The sequence below is a fragment of the Hungatella sp. L36 genome (genome assembly GCF_014288035.1).
The window spans coordinates 373,061-395,515 of the sequence record NZ_JACOPC010000001.1; the positions used below are offsets into that span (position 1 = coordinate 373,061).

16 protein-coding genes are annotated in these 22,455 nt (G+C 52.7%); 13 read left to right on the plus strand and 3 right to left on the minus strand.

What is annotated here, in order from left to right:
• The first annotated feature begins 220 nt into the window (after positions 1-220).
• The 8 genes from H8S80_RS01545 (at position 221) to H8S80_RS01580 (ending at position 11,571) form a co-directional block, all read left to right on the plus strand.
• Positions 221-2,815, plus strand: a complete 2,595-nt coding sequence (locus H8S80_RS01545; protein WP_117633416.1) for an exosporium glycoprotein BclB-related protein — start codon at positions 221-223, stop codon at positions 2,813-2,815.
• Positions 2,816-3,326: 511 nt separating this feature from the next.
• Positions 3,327-3,863 (plus strand): hypothetical protein, encoded by a 537-nt coding sequence (locus H8S80_RS01550; protein WP_117633415.1) that lies wholly within the window; start codon positions 3,327-3,329, stop codon positions 3,861-3,863.
• A gap of 87 nt (positions 3,864-3,950) precedes the next feature.
• Positions 3,951-6,029: a collagen-like protein gene (locus H8S80_RS01555; protein ID WP_117633414.1), complete on the plus strand. Its 2,079-nt coding sequence runs from the start codon at positions 3,951-3,953 to the stop codon at positions 6,027-6,029.
• Positions 6,030-6,079: 50 nt separating this feature from the next.
• Complete coding sequence (locus H8S80_RS01560; RefSeq protein WP_117633413.1) at positions 6,080-8,011, plus strand: collagen-like domain-containing protein; 1,932 nt, start codon at positions 6,080-6,082, stop codon at positions 8,009-8,011.
• A 456-nt stretch (positions 8,012-8,467) separates the two neighbouring features.
• Positions 8,468-9,007 carry a DUF4489 domain-containing protein gene (locus H8S80_RS01565; RefSeq protein ID WP_117633412.1) on the plus strand — a complete coding sequence of 180 codons (540 nt, stop codon included), beginning with the start codon at positions 8,468-8,470 and terminating at the stop codon, positions 9,005-9,007.
• A gap of 19 nt (positions 9,008-9,026) precedes the next feature.
• Positions 9,027-9,608 carry a DUF4489 domain-containing protein gene (locus H8S80_RS01570; protein ID WP_117633411.1) on the plus strand — a complete coding sequence of 194 codons (582 nt, stop codon included), beginning with the start codon at positions 9,027-9,029 and terminating at the stop codon, positions 9,606-9,608.
• A 23-nt stretch (positions 9,609-9,631) separates the two neighbouring features.
• Positions 9,632-10,360, plus strand: coding sequence for a hypothetical protein (locus H8S80_RS01575; RefSeq protein ID WP_147338570.1), 729 nt, complete (start codon positions 9,632-9,634; stop codon positions 10,358-10,360).
• A 122-nt stretch (positions 10,361-10,482) separates the two neighbouring features.
• Positions 10,483-11,571, plus strand: a complete 1,089-nt coding sequence (locus H8S80_RS01580; protein ID WP_117633409.1) for a glycosyltransferase — start codon at positions 10,483-10,485, stop codon at positions 11,569-11,571.
• A 75-nt stretch (positions 11,572-11,646) separates the two neighbouring features.
• On the opposite strand, the gene H8S80_RS01585 is transcribed toward H8S80_RS01580, so the two are convergent.
• Together H8S80_RS01585 and H8S80_RS01590 are read right to left on the minus strand one after the other, a co-directional pair.
• Positions 11,647-12,270: a DUF47 domain-containing protein gene (locus tag H8S80_RS01585; protein WP_002600640.1), complete on the minus strand. Its 624-nt coding sequence runs from the start codon at positions 12,268-12,270 to the stop codon at positions 11,647-11,649.
• 71 nt (positions 12,271-12,341) lie between these two features.
• Positions 12,342-13,394, minus strand: a complete 1,053-nt coding sequence (locus H8S80_RS01590; protein WP_117633446.1) for an inorganic phosphate transporter — start codon at positions 13,392-13,394, stop codon at positions 12,342-12,344.
• 270 nt (positions 13,395-13,664) lie between these two features.
• Between H8S80_RS01590 and H8S80_RS01595 the strand changes: the two genes are divergently transcribed.
• Positions 13,665-15,032, plus strand: a complete 1,368-nt coding sequence (locus tag H8S80_RS01595; RefSeq protein ID WP_025529687.1) for an MATE family efflux transporter — start codon at positions 13,665-13,667, stop codon at positions 15,030-15,032.
• 95 nt (positions 15,033-15,127) lie between these two features.
• Here the strand turns inward: H8S80_RS01595 and H8S80_RS01600 are convergent, their stop codons facing one another.
• On the minus strand, positions 15,128-16,606 hold the full coding sequence (locus H8S80_RS01600; RefSeq protein WP_002600637.1) for a DUF1846 domain-containing protein: 1,479 nt from the start codon (positions 16,604-16,606) through the stop codon (positions 15,128-15,130).
• A gap of 793 nt (positions 16,607-17,399) precedes the next feature.
• On the opposite strand from H8S80_RS01600, the gene H8S80_RS01605 reads away from it, so the two are divergent.
• Genes H8S80_RS01605 through H8S80_RS01620 form a run of 4 tightly spaced genes read left to right on the plus strand, consistent with a single transcriptional unit; the run spans position 17,400 to position 22,404 of the window.
• Complete coding sequence (locus tag H8S80_RS01605) at positions 17,400-18,095, plus strand: TetR/AcrR family transcriptional regulator (protein WP_117632793.1); 696 nt, start codon at positions 17,400-17,402, stop codon at positions 18,093-18,095.
• 1 nt (position 18,096) lies between these two features.
• The gene (locus H8S80_RS01610; RefSeq protein WP_002600635.1) at positions 18,097-18,810 is read left to right on the plus strand and encodes an ABC transporter ATP-binding protein; all 714 of its coding nucleotides are present in this window, start codon (positions 18,097-18,099) and stop codon (positions 18,808-18,810) included.
• Between the two features lie 18 nt (positions 18,811-18,828).
• Positions 18,829-21,180 (plus strand): ABC transporter permease, encoded by a 2,352-nt coding sequence (locus H8S80_RS01615; protein WP_117632792.1) that lies wholly within the window; start codon positions 18,829-18,831, stop codon positions 21,178-21,180.
• A gap of 9 nt (positions 21,181-21,189) precedes the next feature.
• Complete coding sequence (locus H8S80_RS01620; RefSeq protein ID WP_117632791.1) at positions 21,190-22,404, plus strand: efflux RND transporter periplasmic adaptor subunit; 1,215 nt, start codon at positions 21,190-21,192, stop codon at positions 22,402-22,404.
• Positions 22,405-22,455 lie beyond the last annotated feature (51 nt).

The following is a 22,455-nucleotide window of genomic DNA, read 5'->3' on the forward strand; positions in this document are numbered from 1 at the left end:
TCCCCCCCACTGACATGAAGTTAAGCCGCGCATCTATAAGATGTAATCGCACTCTGTGAAATGATCGAGCGCGGATTGAAACAATGCGGAAAGAGGGATTGCAGGAAGCTGTGATCCCTTTTATTTTTGCCTTGATCAATGGAAGTGAACAGAACCTCTAGAACTCTTTTTTCCTGTTGGACATAGAATAATAATGGAAAGAGAATTCAGGAGGTTTTTTATGAGTTGTAAATATTATCCGAAGGCGGGGGGCCCGTTTGGAATCCCCAATTTCGATAACCATATATCCGATGGACAACAGGAGTACCAGTCTGTTTCACAGCAGTCGCCGTATGCAGACCGTCCAGGCTGTCCGAATGTATCAAACTGTAACTGTGGAAGTAACTGTGGTAGTAATTGCGGCAATAACTGTGGTAATAACATGTGTCACTGCTGTCCAGGGCCTCAGGGACCGAGAGGACCGCAGGGACTTCCGGGTCTTCCGGGGCCGCAGGGTCCGCAGGGCTGTCCTGGGCCGAGAGGGCCTCAGGGCGCGACAGGTCCGCAGGGGCCTCGTGGGGCAACAGGCCCGCAGGGTCCGCAGGGGCCAAGAGGTTTTCAGGGCGCGACAGGTCCGCAGGGACCAGCCGGTGTGACAGGTCCTCAGGGTCCGCAGGGTGTAACCGGGCTCCAGGGACTTCCTGGAGCAACAGGTGCTACTGGTGCAGCAGGAGCTGCAGGTCCGACAGGAGCCGCAGGCCCGACAGGTCCAACCGGAGCAACCGGCCCAATCGGTCCGACAGGAGCGACAGGAGCAGCAGGCAGCCCGGGAGCAACAGGTGCTACAGGTGCGACTGGCTCTACTGGAGTCGCAGGCCCAATCGGTCCGACTGGAGCAACGGGGGCTAATGGCCCGGCAGGTGCTACCGGAGCGACTGGAGCAACGGGAGCAAACGGAGCCGCAGGTGCGACGGGTGCAACTGGAGCAACGGGAGCGAATGGAGCAGCAGGTGCGACGGGTGCCACTGGCGCTACCGGAGCCGCAGGCCCGATTGGCCCGACCGGAGCAACGGGTGCTAATGGTGCTGCAGGTGCGACAGGAGCTACCGGAGCAACGGGAGCGAATGGAGCCGCAGGTCCGACAGGCCCAACAGGAGCCGCCGGAGCCGCTGGAGCAACCGGAGCCACTGGTGCCACAGGCGCGACTGGAGCTGCAGGCGCGGCGGGAGCTACAGGAGCAACCGGAGCCACTGGTGCCACAGGCGCAAATGGTGTGGCAGGAGCCACGGGCCCGACAGGTGCCACTGGAGCGGCTGGAGCAGCCGGAGCCACAGGTGCCACAGGTGCAACCGGAAGCGCAGGTCCGATGGGAGCGACAGGCCCGACAGGCCCAACAGGCCCGACAGGTCCAACAGGTGCCACAGGTCCAACCGGAGCCAACGGAGTGGCAGGAGCCACGGGTGCAACGGGAGCGACAGGAGCGGCAGGAGCCGCAGGAGCAACCGGAGCCACTGGAGCGACTGGCGCCGCAGGAGCGGCAGGAGCCACGGGTGCGACAGGTCCAACAGGTCCGACTGGCCCGACAGGTGCAACTGGTTCCAATGGAGCAGCCGGAGCCACGGGTGCAACAGGAGCCACCGGAGCAACAGGAGCAAATGGAGCAGCCGGAGTAACGGGAGCTACAGGAGCGACCGGAGCCACGGGAACCGCAGGAGCAGATGGAGCGACGGGGCCGACAGGTCCAACAGGTCCGACAGGCGCTAACGGAGTCACGGGAGCGAATGGAGCCACAGGAGCAACGGGAGCGACAGGAGCAGCTGGTGCGAATGGAGCAACCGGAGCCACTGGCCCAACAGGAGCGACAGGAGCAGCTGGAGCAGACGGAGCTACCGGAGCCACCGGCCCGACAGGTCCAACAGGAGCAACCGGAACTGCAGGAGCCAATGGAGCCACAGGAGCAACGGGAGCAACAGGAGCGACAGGAGCAGCCGGAGCCGCAGGAGCAACAGGAGCCACAGGCCCGACAGGAGCAACGGGAGCCACAGGAGCAGATGGAGCGGCAGGAGCCACAGGAGCAACGGGAGCGACAGGAGCAGCCGGAGCGGCCGGAGCCACAGGAGCAACAGGAGCGACAGGAGCAGCTGGAGCAGCCGGAGCAACCGGGGCAACGGGAGCCACAGGAGCAACGGGAGCGACAGGAGCAGCCGGAGCAGCCGGAGCCACAGGAGCAACGGGGGCCACCGGAGCAACGGGAGCAACCGGGGCGACAGGAGCAACGGGAGCCACAGGAGCCACCGGTGCAGCTGGTATAGCCGGAAGCAGTGCAATTATTCCGTATTCGTCTGGATTACCAATTACAATGACAACAATTCTCGGCGGATTAGCTGGTATTCCATCATTGATTGGTTTTGGAGACAGCGCGCCAAGTGTTGGTGTGTTGGGAACAACAATTGATTTAACAAATGCGGCCGGAACACTTACAAACTTTGCATTTTCAGTACCACGTGATGGTGTGATTACTTCTATGTCCGCATTTTTCAGCAGTACTGTGGCATTGTCTTTAATAGGTTCGACAATTACAATCCAGGCACAGCTTTATCAATCTACGACACCGAATAACATTTTCTCACCGATTGCGGGGGCAGTTGTTACGTTGGCTCCAGCTCTCAGCGGTCTCATTTCCATTGGTGATCTCGCCAGTGGGTCGACGACAGGGCTTTCAATCCCGGTGACAATGAATACACGTCTCTTACTTGTATTTTCAACTACAGCTACGGGCCTTAATCTTGTAAACAGTGTTGTGGGTTATGCAAGTGCTGGTGTGGCTATATCATAAAGAATAATAGACGCAAAGGAATAAATGTCTCTCTGTATTAATGGATGAAGAAAACACCGGCAGTTCATATTTTGTAGAACTGCCGGTGTTTTTTTGTATAGGTTTGATGAAAAGCAGGAGTATGCTTAGAATCAGATCTGCTGCCTGTACCATTCTATTATTCACTGTGACCGCGTCAAATAAAACGGTGTAGGTGACGGCTTTTTCAGGCACTTCATTTTCCCTTTAGAGTGACGTACCGCCGATCATATGAATTATTCAGATATATTTCAGCAGAGTGTAAATGACTCCAATGTGGTAATGTGTGTTTGTGACATAATACAAGCCTACGCATATAATAGCCTAGGTGTATTTGATCCATCTGTGCGTCTGATTTCAGGGACGAAACAGATGGCGCCTGGGAATGGAGTAAATTTAAAATATCGGTTTCGGCTGCATGGCACGATATACCTGGCAGCTCCATTCATGCAGCATATTGATTTGCAGCTTAATCAGGAAAGGAACATGCGTGATGCTTAGGGACAATGATAATGATAACCGCGGACACGGTGATGTGAGGAATTGTGAGAACACCTCTTGTAACAGATGCTGCTGCAAGCGCTGTTGTCCCGTCTGTCCTCCGGAACAGAGGTCCTGTAACTTAAGTGGTGTACAGGTACAGCTGCGCGGGGCGGCCAGAGCGCTTTTAGAGAACAACACCAATGTCGTGTTTGATAAAATGGTAAACCAGTCAAATCCAAGAATCCAATATAATGATATGACGGGAGAGTTCACATTACCTTCCAATAGAAGCTACTATGTTTCCTGGGAGGTGGCTATTGACGGGTCAGAGACTGTGCAGAGTATTGATTTTTGTGTGGTAGTTAACAATGTCATGATCTCAGTCAGTTCGTCTTCACAGGTAACCTGTCAGCTGTCAGGAACAGCTCTTATTACGACGGGAAAAACACCGGGAAGGCTCTCACTTGTAAATATAAGCGGAGATACCGTGAGGTACACGGAGGCTTCGGTACAGGCTAATATTGTGATTGCAGGAATTACTTGCTAGGCGGGTATTTACAAAAACAATTGATCAAATCAGAAGTTTACGCAATGAAACATTGCGATTTATATAGAATTTAGGGATGGTGATATTATGGCTGATATAGGATTACAACTTCAAAATACTATTGCTGATTATATCGCTGTGGGCGGTGCGGTCCTGTTCAATGAGACGCTCGTCAACGATGATCCAAACGTAGTTTATAATCCTGCTGATGGAACAATATCCTTTGTGCAGGAAGGCGAATATTATGTATCTTGGTTTGTGGTGACGAAAACGGGGCTTGGCACATCTGGGCCAAGCTTTTCTATTGTGACCAATGAAGCCACGCCTACGTATTATACGGCTGGAAGCGGTATAAAAACAGGAGAAATATCCGGCTTTGCACTTCTCAATGTAAGTGCCGGATTTAGTTTTACACTTCGAAATGTGACGAATGGCGGAGTTAGGCTTAATGATAATGTAGAAGTTATGGCTGGAATCGCAGTAGTCAATATCGGTAAGGGGGGTCCCACTGGCCCAACTGGTGCCACTGGTGCAACCGGAGCGACTGGCCCGACTGGTGCAACGGGAGTGACCGGTCCGCAGGGAGATATAGGCCCGACTGGGGCGACAGGAGCAACGGGCCCACAAGGGGATATAGGTCCAACGGGGGTAACTGGCGCAACGGGGGCGACAGGTCCGCAGGGAAATACCGGGTCAACAGGTCCGACGGGAGCGACAGGCCCACAGGGAGATATAGGGCCGACGGGTGCAACTGGTTCAACGGGAGCAACAGGTCCGCAGGGAAATACCGGGTCAACAGGTCCGACGGGAGCGACAGGTCCACAAGGAGATATAGGCCCGACAGGAGTAACTGGTTCAACAGGAGCGACAGGTCCGCAGGGAAATACCGGAGTAACGGGTCCGACGGGAGCAACAGGACTGCAAGGTGATACAGGCCCGACTGGGGAAACGGGAGCAACAGGACCGCAGGGAAATACCGGAGTGACGGGTCCGACAGGAGCAACAGGACCACAAGGTGATACAGGCCCGACTGGGGCAACGGGAGCAACAGGCCCGACAGGAGCAACAGGACCGCAGGGAAATACCGGAGTAACGGGTCCGACAGGAGCAACAGGACCACAAGGAGATATCGGTCCAACAGGTGCAACAGGACCGCAGGGAAATACCGGAGTAACGGGCCCGACAGGAGCAACGGGTCCACAAGGAGATACAGGTTCAACAGGAGCAACGGGACCGCAAGGAAATACCGGAGCGACAGGCCCGCAGGGAAATACCGGAGTAACGGGTCCGACAGGAGCAACAGGACCACAAGGAGATATAGGTCCAACAGGAGCAACAGGCCCGCAGGGAAATACCGGAGCGACAGGCCCGACTGGAGCAACAGGACCACAAGGAAATACCGGAGCGACAGGCCCGACTGGGGCAACGGGAGCAACAGGACCACAAGGAGATATAGGTCCAACAGGAGCAACAGGCCCGCAAGGAAATACCGGAGTGACAGGTCCACAAGGAGATATAGGTCCAACAGGAGCAACGGGCCCGACAGGAGCAACAGGTCCACAAGGAGATACGGGTCCAACAGGAGCAACGGGCCCGCAAGGAAATACCGGAGCGACAGGCCCGACTGGGGCAACGGGAGCAACAGGTCCACAAGGAGATATAGGCCCGACAGGAGCAACAGGACCTCAAGGAAATACCGGAGCAACGGGCCCGACTGGGGCAACGGGAGCAACAGGCCCATCAGGAGTGGTTGGTGGTATTCAGCTTGAAGTTAAAAATAGTTCGGGAAACAATGTTGCGGATGGAGGAGTATTTACTTTTGATACAGTCTTTACAAATTTAACTCCGGATATCACAAATACGGCTGGGACAATTGAAATTACGACAGAAGGTTTATATTTTGTTGATTGGTGGTTGAATTTAGACGGATCAGGAGATCTTGATTTTGTTGTAGTAAACTTGGTTAATGCTACGACGTCCGCTATAATTGGCGAAAGTTATGCACCGCCATCCATACCGGGACAATTTTATGGGAATGCGATTCTTCAAGTAACGGCTGGTCAATTACCATTTACAATGCAGCTGGTAAACCAATCAGGTGCGGCATTGACGTTATCAGATATAACTGTTCAGGCGAGTATGCGTATAGTAGAGGCTAAAGTGTAAGCCATATTTGAATATGGCTAAGAATAAAAGGTTTTAAAAGAGGTGTTATAATGGCTGGTTTAGGATTACAGTTACAAAATACGACGCCCCTTATAGTATCTGCAAATGCCGCAGTATTGTTTAACGAAATATTGGTTGATTCTGATACCAATGTAACGTATAATCCGGCAGATGGTATGATAACGTTTATAAATGCGGGGCAATACTATGTATCATGGTTTGTGACTGTCAAAACAGCACTTGGCGTATTCGGTCCAAGTTTTTCGATTGTGACTAACGAAACGCCTTCCAGTAGTTATACCGCTGGCAGTGGAATAAAAAATGGAGAGATATTTGGCTCCGCAGTTTTGACAGTTACAGCAGGTTTTAGTATTTCATTAAGAAATGAATTAGCTACGGAGGTCAGTCTATCAGATGTGGTCCCGGTTAATGCTGGTATCAGTGTATTAAATGCTGGATCAGCAGGTCCGACTGGTCCTACGGGAGCGACAGGAGCAACCGGCCCGCAGGGCGCAACAGGTCCTACAGGGACGATGGGTCCTACAGGAGCGACAGGAGTTACTGGACCACAAGGAGCGACAGGCCCAACAGGCTCACAAGGAGTGACAGGAGCAACCGGACCGCAAGGGCCGACCGGTTTAACAGGATCGACAGGAGCAACCGGACCGCAAGGGCCAACAGGTTTAACAGGATCAACAGGAGCCACAGGTCCGCAAGGAGCGACAGGCTCAACCGGTCCACAAGGTGTAATTGGTCCAACAGGATTGACAGGAGCTACGGGTCCACAAGGGGATATAGGACCAACGGGAGTGACAGGAGCAACCGGACCACAAGGAATCATAGGCCCAACGGGAAACACCGGAGCGACAGGAGTGACGGGTCCACAAGGAGCCATAGGTCCTACAGGCGCGACGGGAGCAACCGGTTCGCAAGGCGTGATAGGTCCAACCGGAGCGACAGGCCCGCAAGGCGTCACAGGCCCCACAGGACCAACCGGAGCGACGGGTCCGCAAGGCGTCATAGGCCCCACCGGCCCAACCGGAGCAACGGGCCCGCAAGGCGTCACAGGTCCTACCGGCCCAACCGGAGTGACAGGCCCGACAGGCCCGCAAGGCGTCATAGGCCCCACCGGCCCGACAGGAGCAACGGGCCCGCAAGGCGTCATAGGCCCCACCGGCCCAACCGGAGCGACAGGTCCGCAAGGCGTCACAGGTCCTATCGGCCCAACCGGAGCAACGGGCCCGCAAGGCGTCACAGGCCCCACCGGCCCAACCGGAGCGACAGGCCCGCAAGGCGTCACAGGCCCTACCGGCCCAACCGGAGCGACAGGCCCGCAAGGTGTCATAGGCCCCACCGGCCCAACCGGAGCGACAGGCCCGCAAGGCGTCATAGGCCCCACCGGCCCGACAGGTGCCACGGGGGCGCAGGGAATCACCGGCCCGACAGGAGCAACCGGTCCACAAGGCCCCACAGGCCCAACAGGTGCCACAGGTCCGACTGTCACCAGTGAAGGTTTTTCAGCATTTCTTTCAACAGCCAGTGTATCTGCCAGCAGTCAGCTAACTGGCTGGTCGGTGGCCGCCCCATATTTCAACAGTGGAAATTTTAATCCGACGACTGGAAATTATACTGTGCCGGCCACAGGCAGATATATTATAGAAGCGACAATTAACTATGCAACGACAGCGGTAATCACGATCGCACTGGGGGCGGGAATTAACCCTGCATTTGTTGTACAGAGAAGCTCACCGACGGTGACCAGTTTGATTACAGGTTTATTTCCTATCTTAAATGTTAATATTGCGCTGATACTGTCATTAAGAACGATATTGGGCAGCGGAACTGTAACATTGGCTGGAGAGGTACAGCTAAATGCTGGTGATATCATCGGACTTTACTATGTAGCAAACGGACTTACGATCGGGCTGAATTTAGGTGGTTCCGGCAGTGGTATTGTATGGTCCGTAAATCAGATTAATTAGCAGCAATAAACAAAGGAAAAGCAAAAGGCCTGGATTAAAACAGACCACATAAGTCAGGCGGATTCTTATGAATCCGCCTGTTCAGAATACCTTAAATGCTGTTCTCGATACCTTCAATTCGTATCTGGATCCATGCCTCATCCCATTTGCCGATTCCCCCTTATTATCCTTCCAGTTCATACCTTAATTTGCTTTTCGGAAATCCTCATAATTCCTCAAAAAAACTGTCTCCACCCCACCCTCAAATCTGCCGCCAATCCCCCTTCTCCCCCATATCCTGTTCGCCCAATCAATTTGTCTCCGGGTCCCCCCACCCCCTATGCCGCCCCCATGTCCCCACCAGCCAAAGGACAGGCAAGATGCCCCAATCCCGGTATGTAACCTTTTTCCAATTTTTAAATATACTGTAGTATACCATCAGGGTATTAATAAAAGAAATAATATGGAGGTTCCATTATGAGTGATATGAACTATAATAACTGTGAGTGTGATCAGAGAGAATCCTGTGATTGTGACTGCAAATGTTACTGTGAATGTGAAAGAAACAGAACTCTCGCTCCGAACAGAACAACATTAAAATGCGGCTGTCCTGGTGCGGTGACTCTTCCTCTGGCAACGATTGCAGGAACAAACTTTACAGTTGCGACTGTAACAGTGGATACAAAAGGATACCGTAAACCGTGTATTAAATTTGAATTTGCCAGCAACATCGTTACTACTGTGGCAGTTCTTTCCCTGAATTTCCAGATTTTCAAACAGTGTAAAAATCAGCTGGTTCCGATTCCGGTTGGTCCTGTCTGGACGTTCTCCCGCCTCGTTGCGGTTACTGAAAGTGATTCGTTCACATTTTTCGTATGTGACTGCGATATCTGCGATGCAGAATGCTGCACTTACAGTGTAGTTGCAACGGTTGCAGGTGTTGCGACGGTTGGTGTTACTTCTATTAACAATGCGACTCTTGGAGCAATTGTTGTTGATAACGCTACCGGTTGCTAATTAGCTTAAAGGAGTAGCAATGTATTACAGGTTATTTGGACATGGTTGTCAAACAAGTTCTGGAACATGTAACTGCATTCCCCCGAAATTCAATCAGCCAAGATATAATGTGGGGCAATACCCTTTCCCCCAAATGAAACAGCGCCCGCATTCTTCTGAAGATGTATGCCGCAAAGAAAATATATTCATTAAAAACGCTGATTTTGGGGGAGTTGTCCTGCCTGAAGGAACAGATAAGAGAGCCACATTTCATGTGGCTTCTCTTAGTTTGGATACCTCTGGATATAAAAATATACTGATCCAATTGGCTTTTTCCTGTAATATTATTGCTGAGAAACTAAAACTGCGGCTGAGATTTCAAATTTTGAGGCAGGAAAGTGGTCAGGGGGTTACTGTTCCAGTCAGTGCAGGGATATTATACTATCAGGATAAAGTATGTTCGGAGGCGAATAGTTTTACGCTGTCTGTGTATGACCGCAATGCAGCGGCAGAGAAATGCTGCGTCTATAGCGTCTTAGTGGATATTGAAGAATTCGATATGGGGGGAAGCGCAATAATAGCAAATCCTACATTAATCGCAACCGTTGTAGGAGAAGTGTGATTTTGATTTTGGAAGGATACATTATGTCAGGAAAAAACCAGGAAACTCAGTATAAGATTTCTAACATACAGATAAAAGATGGTCTCATAAGCTGGGAAAATCATATGGTGCGGTCATCAGGGATTTCCCAGGTATGGCTGGGGGAGCTGACGGTGAAACCGTTTCCGGCGGAACTGTTCCTTATCCTTTTATTTATAGCATTAGCGGGTACGCATGTTGTGTGCATGCTGATCGCCCTGGCTGCCTCTGCCGCTGTGTGGCTGCTGTACCATCGGACCGGCAGCGCAGAGAAAATGGTTCATATGAAGCTTTTGGATGGAGATATTATTTCTTTTTCAGCTCATGATGAGGACTCTGCAGCCGGGTTTTACGAGGCAGTTAAAAGTTTGACAGAGGACGGCACTGCCGTAGAGATTCTGTTTGATGAAAATGGAAAGGCAGTAAAGAGCTCAGAGGAAGACACCGCTAAGGATACGACACCAGCTAAAGTAAAAACCGTCAGCAGAAATGCAGTAAGAGGGCCGCTGGCCCAGGAACTGCAGGTGTTGTATGAGAACTATTCGAAGAAGGAAGATGCGGACAGTGAGATTTTAGCTTTTATTGATGAGATGATCGACTTGACTGAATCCGGTGACCGGAGCGGTCTGACGGCGGCTTATAAGAAATTTGTTACAATGGGGCTGATCAGTGAGTGTAACGAGCTTGGCCTCGATAAGATCATTCAGGAAATAAAAGCCAGCATCTATCAATAGCAGAAGGAAGTCTGAACACAGCCGGACTGAACCGAAAGGTTCGTTCCGGCTGTGTTTTGCATATGATAACCGTAAGAGCCTATGCGTATTTTGCGGACAAAAATCAGAAAGGATGAGATAAAATGGCGACGGTGAGCCTGTGTATGATTGTACGGAATGAGGAGGATGTTCTGGGGCGGTGCCTGGAGAGTGTGAAAGATATCGTGGATGAAATCATCATTGTGGACACGGGGTCCACGGACAAGACAAAGGAAATTGCCGGCCGGTTTACGAACGCGGTATACGACTTTCCGTGGATTGATGATTTCTCGGCAGCGCGCAATTTTTCCTTTTCAAAAGCGACTATGGATTATCAGATGTGGCTGGATGCGGATGACGTGATCGAAGAAGAGGACAGGAAGAAATTTCAGCAGATGAAAGAGGAGCTGGATGGGAGCACGGATGTCGTCATGATGCCGTATCAGGTGGCCTTCGACCAGAAGGGGAACCCCACCATGACGTATTACCGGGAGCGCCTTCTGAAACGAAGCAGGAGATTTCTCTGGCAGGGAGCGGTTCACGAGGTAATCACACCGGCCGGAACCATCCTTTATGGCAAGGCGGCCGTCTGCCACAGAAAGCTGCACCCTTCGGATCCCGACCGCAATTTGAAGATCTATGAGACCATGAAAGAACATGGAGGGATCACGGATCCCAGACATCAGTTTTATTATGCCAGGGAGCTGTTCTATCATGGGCGTTATGAAGAGGCTGCGGCCATGTTTCTGACATTTCTGGAAGAGGGGAGAGGATGGATTGAAAATAATATCAGTGCCTGTCTGGATCTCTCCCATTGCTACGCCAGAATGGGAAAACGGGAAGAAGCCCTTCAGGCATTGTTCCGAAGCTTTCGTTACGACCTGCCCCGCCCGGAACTCTGCTGTGAGGCGGGAAAATGGTTTATGGAACAGGGGGGAAGCGACAAGGGTAACTTGAAACAGGCCGTTTACTGGTATCTGCGGGCGAAGGATCAGAAGACCAATGAGGAAAGCGGCGCCTTCGTGAATCCGGACTGCAGTGATTTCATACCGGATATTCAGCTCTGTGTCTGCTATGACAGGCTGGGAGAAAGGGAAAAAGCATTGGAGTACCATGAGAAGTCCAAAAAGAAAAAGCCGGATCACCCGGCCGTTCTGTTCAATGAAGCTTATTTTGCAGGAAAGGGAATGTGAAATACCGCTCCCTTTCGGATTTTTGCAGGAAGGACACAGGGACGCTGAAGAGTCATTCTCCGGCGCCCTGTACCATCAGCTGTTTTTCAATATTACCAGTTCCACTGAGTCGGCCACGTGCTCGCACATGTCGCAGCATTTTTCAAACCGGTCATAGATTGTGGTCCAGGACAGGATTTCCACGGCATCCGGACGCTCCGTGTGAAGGCGGTGCATGGCTTCCGTGTAGAGGCGGTCTCCGATTTCTTCCAGATGGTTGATCTCAATGATCTTTTCCCTTATGGTTTTCGATTTCCGGAAATGAGGGAACTCATCCATCAAATCCTGAAGAGCAGCACAGCACTGTGCCACGATACGGGAAAATTCCAGGGCATCCGGCCTTAACTCATGAATGTTAAACATGTAGAGGCGCAGCAGCACATCCTCAATGCTGTCTGTCACATCGTCGATCGCGCTGGTGAGACCCAGAATGTCTTCGCGCTCCAGGGGAGTGATGAATTCACGGATCAGCTTTTCCATCGCCTGGTGTTTGGTCAAATCGGCCTGGTGCTCCAGCTCGTGCATGGTATCAATCTGCTGATTTAACACGGAGGCATCAAAGTGCTCCAAATCGTTCTGCAGCTGCGCCGCCGCTTCAACCGCATACCGGACGCCTTCCTGTAGCAGTTCAAAATATAAATGATCTCGTTTTCCTGTCATGATTCTGACTCCTTTTCTATTTGCTGTTTATAGTTTGATCGTTATTTATCTCCCGATATCTTCCATTTTTTCTAAAAGATCCAGAGAAACAGTTTCGCCATGAAAAAGCCGATGACACCGCAGCCGGGAAATGTTAAGACCCAGGTAAGGACCATCTCCTTCACGACGCCCCAGTCCACACAGGAAATCCGCTTTGCGGCCCCCACGCCCATGATGGCGGTGGTCTTCGTGTGCGTGGTGGAGACCGGAATCCCTGCGATGGAGGATAAGAAGAGGCAGAAGGCCCCGGCTAAGTCGGCGGCAAACCCCTGATACTTCTCCAGCTTCACCATGTCCATGCCCACCGCCTTGATGATGCGGTAACCACCGACGGAGGTGCCGAGCGCCATGACGATACTGCACAGTACCATCAGCCAGACCGGAATGGAGAAATGGCCTTCGCCCACATTTCCCTGGGCCAGGAAGATTCCAAGCATGAAGACACCCATGAATTTCTGGCCGTCCTGAGCGCCGTGCATGAAGGCCATGGCGGCTCCGCCGGCAATCTGGGCGCCGCCGAAGAAGCGGTTTGTCTTTCTGCGGTCGCGGTCCCGGAAGAGCAGTTCCACCAGCCGGACAGAGATCCAGCCGGAGACGAAGCCGAGAACGGTGGAGAGCAGGAGGCCATAGAGAACCTTGACCCACTCGGACGCATTGATTCCGTCGACGCCGTTATGCAGGGCGATCGCGGCTCCTGACAGGCCGGCGATCAGGGCGTGGCTTTCGCTGGTCGGAATTCCGAACCACCATGCGGCCACGGCCCATGCGACGATGGCGGTCAGCCCGGCGCAGAGCGCAATCAGCGCCTGGTGGCTGTCGCCTCCAAAATCGACCATATTGTAAATGGTGGAGGCCACACTCTGATTGAGCATGGTCATGAGAAAAACTCCCAGAAAATTGAAAACGGCCGCCATCAGAATCGCATACTTCGCGGTGATGGCCCGGGTAGAGACGCAGGTAGCGATGGCGTTAGGGGCGTCGGTCCAGCCGTTGACCAGAATAACGCCCAGCGTCAGAACCGTGGTAACGGCAAACGCCGGGCTGGACGAGAGTCCTGTTAAAAAATCAGATATGGGGATTGTCATACCATTCATGTCTTACCTCACTTTACGTGGATTTTAATGTTTCTTTACTTCGATTATAACGGACTGACGTGAAAAATCTATAGAAAATGAAAAGCTTAACGCCGATTTTACAAAGGATAAAAAAGCGTTAAGACGAGGCGGCGAAAGGGAAGAGGGAATATTAACAAACTGCTAAAAATGGAAAAAGCAGGATGCAGGAACAGATAAATTGTGCTATAGTAAGAATTTGTGACATTTTAATTGTACAGAAAAGAAAGAGATGTGTGGAACATGAAAACTGGAATATTGAAAACGGGTGCGGCCGAACGCCGTGAACTGATCCTGAACGGCAGTATCGTAAGAACCTTGATGATGCTGTCGTTTCCGACCCTGATGATGAGCGTGGTGCAGTCTCTGATGCCGCTGTCCGACGGTCTCTTCATCAATAATGTAGCGGGTACGCTGGTGGCCAGCGCCGTTACCTACAGCGAGCCGATCATAAACATGATGACCGCGCTGGCCCAGGGCTTAAGCGTGGCCGCCATGGCCATTATCGGGCAGACCTTCGGCCAGGGGAATTTTAAGCGGGTGAAGCATATCAGCACTCAGACTGTAGTTTTCGCATTCTGCCTCGGCCTGTGCATCGCGCCGCTTCTGGTGCTCATCGCGTTTCCAATATCGGGCCATGTGGATCAGGAAATCTCTCATAATGTCTGGCTTTATATCGCCTTATATGCCATGGTTCTTCCGTTTTCCTTCCTGGAAAGCATTTATAATGCTATTATGAATGCAACCGGGCGGCCGGAAGCGACATTTATCCGGATGGTTTTAATGCTGGTATTAAAAATAATTTTCAATGTAGTCTTTATCGTCTGGCTCCGCCTGGGGATTGTGGGCTGTGTCATGGCTTCGCTCTGCGCCAATATGCTCATCTGTATCTGGATGTTCTATGAGCTGTTTATCCAGAAGGGAGAGAACCAGCTGACCCTGAAGGGTTTTCGGTTTGACGGAGTCCTGATCCATCAGCTGATCCGCGTCGGCATCCCGGCCATGGTGACCAGCCTGATGCTGAATTTCGGATTCTTCCTCATCAACAATGAGACCCAGAAATACGGACCCGTCGTCTTAAACGGTCAGGGAATTGCCAACAACATCACGTCTGTATGCTTTAACCTGCCCAGCTCCTTCGGCGCTGCCATCACAACCATGGTGAGTATGAATGTGGGCGCGGGACAGGGCGCACGGGCGAAGAAGTGTACAGTGACCGGATGCGTGGCCAGCATGATCACGGCTGTCCTTATTATTTCCATTATAGTACCGGCCTCGTCCCATTTGACGACCCTGTTTACGCGCCAGCAGGATGTGCTGGAGATCGCAAATCACGCGTTACATATTTACACGTATTCCGTCGTCGGTTTCGGAATCTGCATGGTAGTCCAGGGGGCGTTTATCGGCCTCGGAAAGACAAAGGTTCCGATGGTGGTGGGGCTGCTGCGAATATGGCTGCTCCGTTACCTGTTTATACTGGCAACGGAAAGCTTCCTCGCCTATTATTCCGTATTCTGGGGGAATTTATTCTCCAACTACATGGCGGCGGCGATCTCCATCGTCCTGCTGCTCCGTGTAAAATGGGAATCCGCATTGCAGGAAAATGAATAAAAGCCAGTAGCCGCCGGGCATTTCCGGACAGGAAAACGGGCGCCGCAGCCGATGATATCCGGCCGCGACGCCCGTTCTTTTTCTATTTTCCTGAATTAATGGTAAATCTTTTTCTCCTCATAGATCGGTTCGCATGTCAGATTGACGCCCAGCTTCTTGAAGATCTTCGTATCCACGTCGGAGAGCAGGACGGAAGTGTGAACTTCGCGGCCCTTTAGCTTTGGAAGCTGCTCTAAGGCGACCTGTGCGTTGTGATCGGTGGCCGCGCTGGCGGACAGGGCGATCAGCACCTCGTCGGTGTGGAGACGCGGGTTCTTGCTGCCCAGGTAATTGACCTTTAACTTCTGGATCGGTTCGATGGCAGAAGGTGCGATCAGATGAATGTCATGAGAAATGTTTCCCAGCACCTTGACCACATTTAACAGGAGGGCCGCGGAGGCGCCGAGAAGATTGGTTGTCTTGCCTGTGATGATGGTTCCGTCATCCAGCTCCATGGCTGCCGCCGGGGAGCCGGTCTTTTCCGCCCGCTCGTTGGCCGCTCCGACTACGCGTCTTAAGTCGGTGGTGATCTTGGCCTGCTTCATCAGAAGCTCGATCTTATAGACCTCATCCTTGCTGCCCATATCCTTGGCCAGTCGGGCCAGCGCCTGATAGTAGCGCCGTATAATTTCCTGACGGGAAGCCTCGGCACATACCTCGTCATCCATAATACAGCATCCGACCATATTGACACCCATGTCGGTAGGAGACTTGTAGGGGCATTCGCCGTAGATTCCCTCGAAAATGGCGCTTAACACCGGGAAAATCTCCACGTCGCGGTTATAGTTTACCGTGGTAACACCGTAGGCGTCGAGATGGAAGGGGTCGATCATGTTGACGTCATTTAAATCGGCGGTAGCCGCTTCATAGGCTAAGTTTACCGGATGCTTTAACGGGATATTCCAGATCGGGAAGGTCTCGAACTTGGCGTATCCGGCCTTGATGCCGCGCTTGTTCTCATGGTAGAGCTGGGAAAGGCAGGTGGCCATCTTTCCGCTTCCCGGTCCCGGCGCTGTGATGATGACGAGCGGCTTCGCTGTTTCGATATAATCATTTCTGCCGTATCCCTCGTCGCTCACAATCAGAGATACATTGCTGGGATATCCGTCGATGATGTAGTGGCGGTAGACACGTATGCCGATTTTTTCCAGCTTGCTCTTGAAGAGATCGGCTGCCTTCTGTCCGGAGTACTGGGTGATGACGACACTGCCGACATAGAGCCCCCGGTCCGTGAAGGACTGAATCAGGCGGAGTACATCCACATCGTAGGTGATGCCGAGATCGTGACGTATCTTGTTCTTCTCGATGTCTGCGGCATTGATGGCGATGATGATCTCGGCCTGGTCGGCGAGCTGCATCAGCATGCTTAACTTGCTGTCAGGTGCGAATCCCGGAAGGACTCTGGAGGCGTGATAATCATCAAATAATTTTCCGCCGAATTCCAGATACAGCTTATCGCCGAACTGGTTAATCCGCTCCCTGATGTGCTCAGACTGCAGCTGCAAGTACTTGTTGTTATCAAATCCGATTTTCATGTTCGTACCCCTTTTTATTCTTTAGAATCTATGTCCTCAGAGGCTGTTTACCCGCAAAAAAGCACGCAAAAAGCCCCCATATCGTTAAAAACGACGGGTTCCTGCTCATAATACTTACCGATTGTATCATAAAACGAATGAAATTACCACGGTTATTTCGTTCTCCAGGATAAACTTGTAAAATTACAGAATTATGAAGAATTGTGGTTCCTTATAAGGCTGAGAGAGATTTCGGGGTTTTCGTTCCGCCAGGGAGCCGGGGCCGGAGCGCTTCCCCCAGTTTCAGCTCATGGTTTCGGCCGGGGCATCTCTAAGGCCGGAAGGATACAAAAACAAGGGTACCGATGACATTCATCGGGAACTCCTGAAGGACTTCCCGATTCAGGTCCTCTAAAAATCTGACTTTGAGGTCAGATTTTTCCCCTTGTTTTTGTATCCTTCCGACCTAAGAGCTGCCGACGTCCTGCAAAAATCGCCGAAACTGGGGGAAGCGCTCCGGCCCCGGCTCCCTGGCGGAACGAAAACCCCGAAATCCCGGCTAAAGTAATTGACGAAAGCAGCTTTTCATAATTCTGTAAGTTTACAAGTTTATCCTGTTTCATTTTTTTGCTGTTCACGGCCCACTGAAATCCTCCGCCAGGCATTGCGGTACGCGGACGGGACAGGAGAACGAACCGTTTCTGAGAAAAAATGATTGTTTAAAGGTCTTGCAGGGGGTTGTAAAATACAGTCAATGCGATACAATAAAACTGACCAGAACGGTTAAACCAAACAGGTTAAGGGGGTCAGGAAGATGAATGAACAGTTTTATGAGCTTCCTCAGGAAAAACAGCTGCGGATCATCAATGCCGGGCTGGAGGTATTTTCAAAAAATGATTACAGACATGCGGTGACGGACGAGATCGCGAGAAAAGCGGGGATATCCAAGGGGCTGTTATTCTATTATTTTCACAATAAAAAGTCGCTGTACCTGTATCTGTTCGATTACTGCGCCAGTCTCATTATTAACCAGGTCATGGGAGATGAGCCCGGCGGCAGCGGAGATGAACCCGCCAGCGGCGGAAATGAGCCCGGCGGCAAGGCGGCCAGATGGGAGACAGTCACCGATTTTTTCGAGCTTCTGGAGATGGCGGCGGAGGCCAAGATCAAAGTGCTGGAGAAGACGCCTTATCTGGCTGATTTCATGGTGCGGGGATATTACTCTGAAGACGGAATCGTAAAGGAAGACTTAAACCGGGCGACGATGGAGTCGGTTTCGTCTGCCTTCAGGAAGTATTTCAGAAATGTGGACTACAGTAAGTTTAAGCCGGATGTCCCACCGATGGAAATCTACGAGATGCTGGTCTGGATGACGGAGGGATACCTGCATGACAAGCGGAAATCCAACGCGTCCATTTCCATAAAGGAAATCATGGAAAAGTTCTATGTCTGGGAAAAATGGCTGAAGCAGATCGCTTATAAAGAAGAATATCAGAAAACGGAGGCATAGAATGGCAGCAGGAAAACCGGTAATCAGAGCGGATCATCTCTCCGTCCGGTATGAAGGGGAGGGCGTGGCGGTGGACGCCTTAAAGGATGTCACCTTCGAGGTGGAACAGGGAGAATTTATCGTGGTACTGGGGCCCTCCGGCTCCGGGAAAAGTACCCTTCTAAATATCGTAGGCGGGATGGATAAGCCCACAGGCGGTGAGATCTGGTACAAGGACAGAGAACTGACGGGATATACGGCGGACCAGCTCTCCGACTACCGGAAGGATGTCGTAGGCTTCGTATTTCAGTTTTTCAACCTCATCCCCTCCTTAAATGCCGTAGAGAATGTGGAGCTGGCGGCCAGCATTGTGAAGGAGCACATGGACCCGAAGGAGGTGCTCGCCATGGTGGGGCTGGGCGGAAGAGAGAGACACTTTCCGGCCCAGCTGTCAGGCGGAGAACAGCAGCGGGTCTCCATCGCCAGGGCCATTGTAAAAAAGCCGGATCTTCTTTTGTGCGACGAGCCCACGGGGGCGCTGGACAGCAAAAACAGCGTGGCCATCGTAAAGCTTCTCCTGGAGGTGGGCAGAAGCTTAAACTGTCCCGTCATGACCATCACCCACAACGCGGAGATGGCCCGTGTGGCGGACCGCGTCTTCCACATGAAGGACGGAAGGCTGGAGCGTATCACGGTCAATGAGCATCCATGCCAGGCGGAAGAACTGGACTGGTAGCGGCGGAAAGGGACGGATATGACGAAACTTTTATTGAGAAAAATGATTCGCGACATGAAGCGATCTATGACGGCTTACATACTGTGCATCCTGATCGTTGCCATCGGTTTCTGCGGTTTTACCGTGCTGGAGCTGTGCTACGACAATCTGGCCGAATCCCGTGATATGTTCTTTTCCCAGTCCGAATTCTGCGACGGCTTTGCCGAGGTGACCGATTCCCCCGTCTCCGAGGCGGGAATCTTAAAGATGATTCCCGGAATCGGCACGGTGCAGGCCCGGCTCGTGAAGGACACGAGGGTATACGGATACGAAGAGGATGTGGAGCTCCATCTCGTATCCTGGTCGGAGGGCCAGATGAACCGTCCGGTCTTATCCCGCGGCACGCTGCCGGAAGAGGGAAAAAAGGAGATCGTTATCGGCGACGGCATCGCAAAGGCCAGGAATTTAAATCCGGGGGACACGGTAGAGATCGTCGTGGAAGGAAAGCGGGTCCCCATGGAGATCACGGGAATCGGCCTGACGCCGGAAAACATCTACATGATCCGCAATATGAACGAGCTGTATCCCAGCCCGGCCGTGTACGACGCGGCATTTACCTCATATCGGACCATGGCCCAGCTGTTCGGCCAGGAAGGCCATAGTAACAGCTTTTTGTTTAAGCTGGAGCCCGGCAGCGACTGGGAGGCCGTGAAGGACCGGATCGAACAGGCGCTTACGCCCTACGGTCTCATATCCCATTATGCCCGGGAGGACCAGCTGGCCGTCTCCATGGTTGACGAGGAGATCAAGCAGCTGGAGAAAATGTCCGGCGTGGTGCCGTTTCTCTTCCTGACCGTGGCAGGAGTGATTCTCTATATCACGCAGAGCCGTATGGTGGAGCAGCAGCGGACCCAGATCGGAACCCTGATGGCGATTGGAATCCCATTGAGGAAAATAAGGCTCCATTACATGGGCTTCGGAGCGGTGACCGGTTTGCTCGGCGGGCTGTTCGGCGGGCTTCTGGGGTATGCCCTGGCGGATCCTATGGCAGGCTATTACCGGGTATACTTTAACCTGCCGGATGTGACGGCTCCGCTTTCGGTGTCCTATCTGCTGGAAGGCATCCTGCTGGCGGGGATCTTCTGCTCCGGCACCTCCTGGATTATCGCCGGTGTGATCGGGAAGATGAAGCCCGCCCAGGCGCTGCGTCCCCCGTCACCCAAGTCGGCCAGACAGTCATTTCTGGAGCGGATTCCGGGGTTTTTAAACCTCTTTACGGTTCCGGGCGTCATGGCGCTTCGAAGCCTTTCCAGAAACAGACGGCGGACGGCCATGTCGGTGGCCGGCATCGCCTTTGCCTATATGATTACGGCTACCCTGGTGTCCATGAACTCCCTGTTTGACGTCTTTATCTTCGATTACTGGGAGAAGACCCAGAGACAGGACATTATGGTTCAGTTTGAGCAGCCGGTCCTTTTAGAGGATGCCCTGGAGGCGGTAAAGCATCCGCAGGTGGAAAACGCGGAGGGGATGATGGAATTTGCGGTCACCCTGTCGGGGCCGGGGGGAAAGACGGACTGCACCATCCAGGCCATTTCGCCGGAGGCTTCCCTCACAAGGCTGTACAAAGAGGACGGAAGCCGCGCGTATCCGGAAGAAGAGGGCATCGTGATATCGGAGCACATGGCGAACGTCATGGGCGTGAAGAAGGGGAGCACCATAGAGGTGAAGGTTCCCTATCCCAAGGAGCGGATCAGCCGCGTCACAGTGACGGACACGATCGCCCAGTATATGGGGAGCTCCGCCTATATGTCCTTCGACGGCGCCGGCAGGATCAGCGATTACCGCAATGTGTGCACGACCGTTCTTCTGAAGGCTCCGCTCATGGTTCAGGAGGAGCTGCGGGAACGTCTCGAGGATGCGGCCGCTGTGTCCGGAATCCAGAGCCGCCAGGACAGACTTTCCCAGTACCGGTCCATGATGGGGAGCATGAGCGCCATCATGGCCTCCATGTCCATGCTGGGCGTTATCATCAGCTTTGCGGTCATCTATATCAGTTCCCTGATCAGCTTCGAGGAACTGAAGCGGGAGCTGTCCACCCTGATGATGCTGGGATTAAAGAGTAAGGAGTGTCTCGATGTGATCTCCACGGGACAGTGGCTGCTGGCCGCGGGCGCGGTGCTCATCGGAATTCCCATGTCCATGGGGGCCAGCCAGCTGATCTCGGTCTCTATGGCTTCGGATATGTATACAATCCCCAGCTTTATCGACGGAAAGGCGCTGCTGCAGGCCATTGGGCTGACCGCCGTCTCTGTCGGGTTCAGCTCCATGATGATGCTTCGAAAACTGAAAAAAATAGTTCCGGCAGATCTTCTGCGGGAACGGGAATAGAGGTGCAGGATGAAAAGAAAAGTGAAATGGATATTTCTTGCGGCCATTGCCGTGATCAGTATCGGCGCGTATGCGGCGGTGCTCTTAAAACCCGTGGAAGCTTCCGCAGAGCAGGCGGTAAAAGGAAACCTGGAGAGTCAGTTTACCGTTTCGGCCTCCATTCTACCCGTATCAGGCATGGTGCTTAATTCCGTTACCGCGGGCAATGTCTCGGAAATCCCGTATTTGCCGGGAATGGAGGTCAAGGAGGGGGAGATCCTTTTAAAGACGGATACTGCCTCCCAGACGACGCTGGACATTCAGAGAGAGCAGTTTAAGCAGCAGTTAAGCGCGGCCCGTCAGGAGTACGACCGTCTCTACGGTTCCAATGGTTCGGCAGCGGCGGCCCTTAAGGCGGCGGAAAGCGAGTACCGCCTTGCAAAGAAGAATTACGACAACGGGGTGGTGCTGGCGCAGCAGGGCGGCTTCATCGCCCAGTCGGACCTGGATTCCTTAAAGACCCAGCTGGATCTGACTTACCAGAAATACGCACAGGCGAAGGAAGATAATTCTGAGGAGCAGAAGGCGCATTCCCAGGAGCAGATTGCTTCCTTCGAAAGGCAGCTGGCCCTTCTCGATGATACCGTGAATCCCGGTGCGGTAAAGATGCCCTACGACGGCGTCCTGTGGGAGGTGTACACGGAGGAAGGCGCCTATCTGTCGCCCAACCAGCCGGTAGTGAAGATCTACCGACCGGACAGCATGAAGCTTTCCGCCTCCGTTCTGTCGGAGGACGCAGCCGCCCTGACACCCGGGCTTAAGGCGAAAGTCATTTACGCCGACGGGAGCGAGGGGGAAGCCGAGGTGAGCTTTATTGCAAAGACCGCCGAGAAACAGATGTCTTCCATCGGCCTGGAAGAGAACCGGTGTACCGTAGAGTTAAAGCCCGCAGCACTTCCGGAGCACGCGGGAGCAGGCCAGACGGCGGATGTATCCTTTCACGTCGTGACCGCCCCGGAGGTCTTTTCCGTACCCGCGGCGGCCGTAATACCGGCAGAGAATGGAAGCGCCGTCTATCTCATACAGAATGGGAAAGCGGTATTAAAGCCCGTGGAAACCGGAAGAAGAGAGGGAGGCCGGGTAGAAATTATTTCCGGACTGGAAGATGGGGATATCGTGGCCTCCGACCCATATAATGATAATGTAGAGAAGAACGGCCGGGTAAAAGCCGTCTTAAAAGAATAATCGGGAGCGCTCTTTACAACGGAGAGAAAACGTGATAAAACGTTGTAGAGA